This is a genomic window from uncultured Porphyromonas sp., assembly GCF_934359325.1.
Classification (GTDB): Bacteria; Bacteroidota; Bacteroidia; order Bacteroidales; family Porphyromonadaceae; genus Porphyromonas_A.
The window spans coordinates 1-5,986 of the sequence record NZ_CAKRLH010000097.1 but is presented as its reverse complement, the minus strand read 5'-3'; the positions used below and the strand labels follow the sequence as shown (position 1 = coordinate 5,986).

The window sequence follows — 5,986 nt, the reverse complement described above, 5'->3', positions numbered from 1 at the left end:
ATCGGGTGGAGAGCCGGGCGCCCTACGGTACCGACTTCAGTGGCGGGGTGAGTGGGCGCTTTGAGCTCAAGGATCATCCTGAGAAGCCCTTCGGACCAGAGGACTGCACCTTTACCTCCACCTACATCTGGACCGTGAGTCCGGACGGGACGATCACCCTCAGCGCCTCTGTGGAGAGCAATAAACCCGCCCTGGCGCTGGCTCGTATCGGATTCTCGATGCGGCTGCCGCGCGAGCTCGACCGCTACACCTACTACGGTCGCGGTCCGTGGAATAACTACGCCGACCGGGAGACCGGCGCCTTCGTCGGGGAGTACTCGAGCAGCGTGGCGGAGCAGTTTGTCCCCTTCCCCAAGCCCCAGAGCATGGGTAATCGCGAGGGGGTGCGCTACGGACGCCTGACGGATGAGACCGGAGAGAGAGGGCTGATGATCATGACCCATGGCGGGAGCATGAGCGTGCTGCCCTATAGTCAGATGCAGCTGGCGATGGCGCCCCACCCCTACCAGCTCCCGCAGTCTGACGGGACGTATGTCCATATGGATCTCGCCGTCACCGGTCTCGGAGGCAACTCTTGCGGTCAGGGCGGACCGCTGGCAGTGGCCCGGGTGATGGGCGGACCCCACACGATGACGCTGCAGATCCGACCCCTCCATGCTGACGGAGTCGTAGCGACGCCGACGGCACTCCCGGTGACGATGAGACGCAGTGCCACCGGCCTGCTGACGCTCTCCGGCTCGTCTCCGATCCGCTACTCCGTCGACGGTAAGCCGGCGGTGCGGTATGAGCGTCCCATAGACCTCCGCAGTGGCGGTGTGGTCCGCGCCTGGCCGGAGGTAAGCGACTGGATCGTCACGGAGCATCGGTACGATCGGATCACGACGATACCGGTGACCATCAGCGGTGTCTCCTCAGAGGAGAGCGGTGCAGGGGCAGTCGCTCACCTGCTCGACGGAGACCCCTCCACGATCTGGCACAGCATGTACTCCGTCACAGTCGCCGCCTACCCGCACTGGGTGGCACTGGACTGCGGCAAGGAGCGAACCATCGCCGGCATCACCTATCTGCCGCGTCAGGACGGGAGCACCAATGGCGACATCCGAGACTACGCCCTCTCCGTCAGCAGCGATGGGGAGAAGTGGCAGGAGGTGGCTCGCGGCACGATGGAGCGGTCTAAGTCGAGGCAGACCCTTCGGCTCAGTCATCCCGTCAGTGCGCGCTACATCCGCTTCACAGCGCTCTCCTCGCAGAGTGGAGCAGACTTTGCTGCCGGTGCTGAGCTGACCGTGCTATCCGAGTAAATGAGAGGATTTTCACTACCTTTGCACACATGGTAAACACTGTTATAATAGAGTAAAAGAAATGAAAAAAGTGATCTTCAGTGCTCTCGCAGCACTATCCGCTCTGGCACTCTCACTGCCGGTGGCTGCTCAGGAGGTTGTGGATGTCGAAGAGGAGCGTGAGCTGGACCTGGACGTGGATATCTCCGTCCACGCTGGTTACCAGGGTAGCTTCCTCAAGGACTTCACCGCCTATCCCGGAGCTTCCCGCACGCTTCACTCAGGTGTCCGGGTCGGCGTGGATGCAGATTTCGATTTGTATGAGTACAAGGGATTTGAGTTCGGTATCCGCCCGGGTGTCTTCTTCTCCCAGAAGGGTGAGCGCTACAAGGACAATGCCGACAAGGCGCTCTCCTACGACCTCAATTACCTCGACATCCCTGTGACCCTCCGCGTCAGCCGCGAGGTGGCTGACGATCTCGATCTGGTCGCTAACGTTGGTCCCTACCTCGGGATCGGTCTCTACGGGAAGAACATCGCCGGAAGCACCTCGTCGGAGAAGCACGACTCCTTCGGCGAGGACGGTGAGCTGCGTCGCATCGACAGCGGTCTCATCGGGAGCATCGGGCTGAAGTACGATGACCTGCTGCTGACCGTCGGTGGTCAGTACGGATTTGTGGATCAGCTAAAGGATACAAAGAGACTCACCGGATCGCCGAAGAATGCCAACTTCTTCGTCATGGTCGGTTACGAATTCTGATCACTCCGGATAGAGAAAGAGCGAGGGCTGTGTCGCCGGTACCATCCGATGACACAGCCCTCTCTTTGCTCATGAAAAAGAGCTAACTTTGCCCCCATGATAATCGCAATAGACTTCGACGGAACCATCGTCGAGCACAAGTATCCTGCCATCGGCAAAGAGGTGCCAGGCGCAGTCGAGACACTCAAGCAGCTGATCCGCGATGGACATCGGCTGATCCTCTGGTCAGTACGTGAGGGAAAGCTGCTGGACGAGGCCGTCCGGTGGTGTGAGGAGCGGGGGATCACCTTCTACTCCGTCAATAAGGACTTCGCCGAGGAGACCGAGTCGGATCGGCACTTCAGCCGGAAGCTCAAGGCGGACCTCTTCATCGACGACCGCAATCTCGGGGGCCTGCCGGACTGGCAGGTGATCTACCAGATGATCTCGTCTGGGCACCCGCACCATCCGCTTCATGTCACGACGGTGATCGACACCCAGCAGGCTGAGATGATGAAGCGGTACAAGAGGCCCGGGCGACGAGGACGACTTTTCTGATCCGGCATCCCGATAATACAAGAGGGGCTGACTCACTGATCAGTGAGTCAGCCCCTCTTGCATTATGCCAGGTCAGGTCTGTTACTTATGCTCCGAGTGACCCGGATCATGCTTACTGTCGCTGCTGTGACCGTAGCCATAGCCGTAACCGTAGCCGTAACCATAGCCGTAACCCTTCTTGAGTCCCTTGGTGTCTACCTTCACGTCATTGAGGACGATAGAGACGTTGGGGAGCTTACCGGCATCGGACAGATAGTTGATATAGTCGATGTCACGCTTGTCCGTCTTGCGATAGCGGGTCACGTACATCGTCGCATCAGCTACTCGGCTGAGGATGACCGTGTCGACGACGGGACCGCAGGGCGCACTGTCGATGATGATGTAGTCGAAGTGGTCCCTCAGGATATCGATCACCTCATCGAGACGCGGTCGCGACAGCATCTCCGCAGGATTGGGCGGGATCTTACCCGCCGGCAGGACCGACAGCCCTGGGAAGTCGGGCAGCTCCATCACGTAGTCCATCGGATCGAGGGTGAGGTCATTGAGGATCTCGCTCATCCCGTGCGTGTGATCGTGGGTGGTGTCGTGCCGGTCGTGGATGTGCTGTCCCTTGAAGGTACGCGACAGTCGGGGGTTACGCAGGTCGAGCCCGATGACCAGCACCTTCTCCTCCAGGGCGGAGAGAGAGACGGCAAGATTGGAGGCAACGAAGGTCTTCCCCTCAGAGGGGATGGTGGACGTGGCAAGCAGGACAAGGGGTCGTTTATTGCCGGTGACGAAGTTGAGATTGGTCCTCAGGGTACGGAAGATCTCAGTCATCACATCGCTCTCTCGGGTCTTAACCACGATCTCACCGGTATCCTCCTCGAAGTGATCCTCCGACATATGCGGTACGCTGCCGAGTACGGATAGCGTAGTGTGACGGCGGATATCATCCTCCGTACGGATCCTAGTCCGAGTGAGCCGTCTCAGATAGAGGTATAGTGTCGGCAGGAGCAGTCCGAGGATCAGGGCTGCCAGGTAGATGATCGGCTTCTTGGGCTGTGAGGGAGCAGCGTCTGCAAGCGCAGGATCGACCAGCTTGGCACTCTCGAGAGAGGCGGCGAGAGAGATCGAGGTCTCCTCCCGCTTCGTCAGGAGCATGAGGTAGAGATTGGATCGGATCGTCCGCTGTCTCTCTATATCGGTCGTGATGCGCTCAAAGGTGGGCGCCTGAGAGATCTTCCCCTGTAGGCTACCCTTCATCCCCCTAAGCCCCTCATACTGGATCTGAAGCCCCTGTCTCGTGACGTCGGCGACGCTGATCAGGTCGTCCCGTGTCGCCCCCAGGTCTCTCTCGATCGCCTGGAGCCTCGGGTGTTCCGGACTCACGGATGCGGCGAGGCTATTACGCTCCAGCACCATAGTATTGTACTGACTGACGGCGCTATTGAGCGAAGCATCCTCCACGCCGAGAGAGGCGGGGATCAGATTATACTCACCCTGTCCCATCGCCCTGACGTAGGAGATCAGGTGGTCTACCACCTTAAGCTGCGTCTGGATCCGCGACACCTCCTCGGTGAGCTTGGCACTGCTCTGCACCACCACGCCGAGGTCCTCGTAGCTGGTGACGCCCTGAGACTTCTTCACTGACTCGAGGTTAGACTCCACGCTACCCAGCTCCTGACTGATCAGAGAGATACGCTCATTGATGAAGTCGTACTGCCGCTGTGCTGCCGCATTCTTGTCGATGGCTCGCATGCGATTGTACACCTCGACCAGCTTCGTGAGGAAGTCCTCCCCCTTCTGACGATTATCGGAGAGAATGGTAAGGGCAGAGACATTGCTATTCTTCTCCACTCGGTCGACGGTGACTCCGCCTCGGGTCATCTGCTCCGCCATGGAGAGCGGAGAGTGGACGACGATAGAGAGCTCTGAGGGCATGCTAGCCTCCATCGCAACGCTATCACCCTGTTGCAGTGAGAGTATCCCATACTCAGTCACCTCAGTGGCAGGGAGCTTGTCGATGGTCTTGGACTCCCCGGTGCTCTTGTCTGTCAGTGTGAAGGTTCCCTCGGGGGAGCCGGTGAGGGTATACGTGAGTGGCTTCTTGATCTTATTCAGCTCCTCGTAAGGCTCCATAGTGATCCGGACGGGAAGATCTCGCCAGTAGACCTGAGTCCGGAGACCATGTCGGCTGGAGAAGTCGAGGAAGTAGTAGGACTCCTTGATGGTCTGGAGCAGCATCTCCCGAGACTGGATCAGCTGCATCTCATTGTCGACATTGAGATTGAGTCCGCCGGTGGCGATGGAGACCAGGTCAAGATCTCCCATAGCAGAGGCGTACTTCCCGGCCTTACCCTCCTGAGGGTCATTGAAGAGGATCGTCGTCTGGACTCTGTACTTAGGCCTCGAGACGGTGATGAAGAGCCACCCCAGGACGAGGCAAAGGAGGATCGAGAGGAGGTAAATGGGCCAGTGGCTAAGGTATGAAGCCAGAAGGGTGGAGAGATCCAGCTCCTGCTCTTCGCGGTCTCCCTCATCGGGGAGGGGGGAGTTGGATAAAGCCCCGCCAGAGGCACTGTCGTACCGGTTCATGTTTATTACTTGACTAGTAAGCTGATCAGGATATTGGCGACGGAGAGCGTCAGCGAGGCGATGCTAAAGATGATGCCCGTCGCTGCACCGATATTGGCGCTCTGGGCGGCAGCGTCATTGGGCTGCACATAGATCACGTCTCCCTGCTGCAGGTAGTAGTAGGGGGAGGCAAGGATATTGGGATCCTTCAGGTCGAGCGTCACTATCTCGCGCTTCCCATCGGCACCCTCGCGCATCAGCTTCACCTCACTGCGCACGCCCTGGATGGACATATCGCCCGCATTGGCCAGCGCCTCGAAGATGGAGACCTTCGTATTCTCCGACGTATAAGTGCCCGGGCGGCGTACCTCGCCGATGACGGAGTACTTATAGTTCTGGATCTTCACGTTGACAGAGGAGATGTCTGTGACATACTTCCTCAGTACTCCCTTAAGGTGAGTCTCCGCCTCCCGCAGGGTATACCCTCCCAGGTGAGTCAGCCCCACGACGGGTAGCTCCACATTTCCCTTATTATCGACGAGGAAGGTCCTCGCCTGCTGGGCGTAGGTGCTGTACTGCTGATTAGGAGTCCAGTAGATGCCGTTGAAGGCAGCGACCGCCTCAGGATTGGAGGACTCGACCGTGATGGTGAGTAGGTCCTTGGCCCTGATCTGAGCGTCCTGCATAGATCCGGCGGCTATGGTCATCGCCTGCTCGGGAGTCTGGATGTAGGCCACATCCTTGCGTGTGGCGCACGACGAAAAGAGGAGGCAGATCAGTAGTAATGGGAGGACAAGTGATCCTGCCATCTGACGCTCCGCTCTGAAACTAATGGTTCGCATGTCGATATATC

The 5,986-nt window shown here is 58.8% G+C and carries 5 protein-coding genes; 3 read left to right on the top strand and 2 right to left on the bottom strand.

Annotation, left to right across the window (positions count from 1 at the left end; genetic code table 11):
- From Q0F21_RS04810 to Q0F21_RS04800, 3 genes are all read left to right on the top strand, one after another.
- Positions 1–1,301, top strand: a 1,301-nt coding sequence (locus tag Q0F21_RS04810) for a discoidin domain-containing protein (protein WP_297237895.1), incomplete at its 5' end; no start/stop codon positions are given.
- 61 nt (positions 1,302–1,362) lie between these two features.
- A complete protein-coding gene (locus Q0F21_RS04805) occupies positions 1,363–2,040 on the top strand; it encodes a porin family protein (RefSeq protein WP_297237893.1) in 678 nt (225 codons plus the stop codon).
- A 96-nt stretch (positions 2,041–2,136) separates the two neighbouring features.
- Positions 2,137–2,577: a BT0820 family HAD-type phosphatase gene (locus Q0F21_RS04800; RefSeq protein WP_297237891.1), complete on the top strand. Its 441-nt coding sequence runs from the start codon at positions 2,137–2,139 to the stop codon at positions 2,575–2,577.
- 81 nt (positions 2,578–2,658) lie between these two features.
- On the opposite strand, the gene Q0F21_RS04795 is transcribed toward Q0F21_RS04800, so the two are convergent.
- Complete coding sequence (locus tag Q0F21_RS04795) at positions 2,659–5,154, bottom strand: polysaccharide biosynthesis tyrosine autokinase (RefSeq protein ID WP_297237890.1); 2,496 nt, start codon at positions 5,152–5,154, stop codon at positions 2,659–2,661.
- 5 nt (positions 5,155–5,159) lie between these two features.
- On the bottom strand, positions 5,160–5,986 hold an 827-nt coding region (locus Q0F21_RS04790), incomplete at its 5' end, for a polysaccharide biosynthesis/export family protein (protein WP_363282605.1).

Coding starts and splice junctions, on each gene's coding strand:
- Q0F21_RS04800 (WP_297237891.1), top strand. CDS start 2,137: ATGATAATCGCAATAGACTTCGACGGAACCATCGTCGAGCACAAGTAT.
- Q0F21_RS04795 (WP_297237890.1), bottom strand. CDS start 5,154: ATGAACCGGTACGACAGTGCCTCTGGCGGGGCTTTATCCAACTCCCCC.
- Q0F21_RS04805 (WP_297237893.1), top strand. CDS start 1,363: ATGAAAAAAGTGATCTTCAGTGCTCTCGCAGCACTATCCGCTCTGGCA.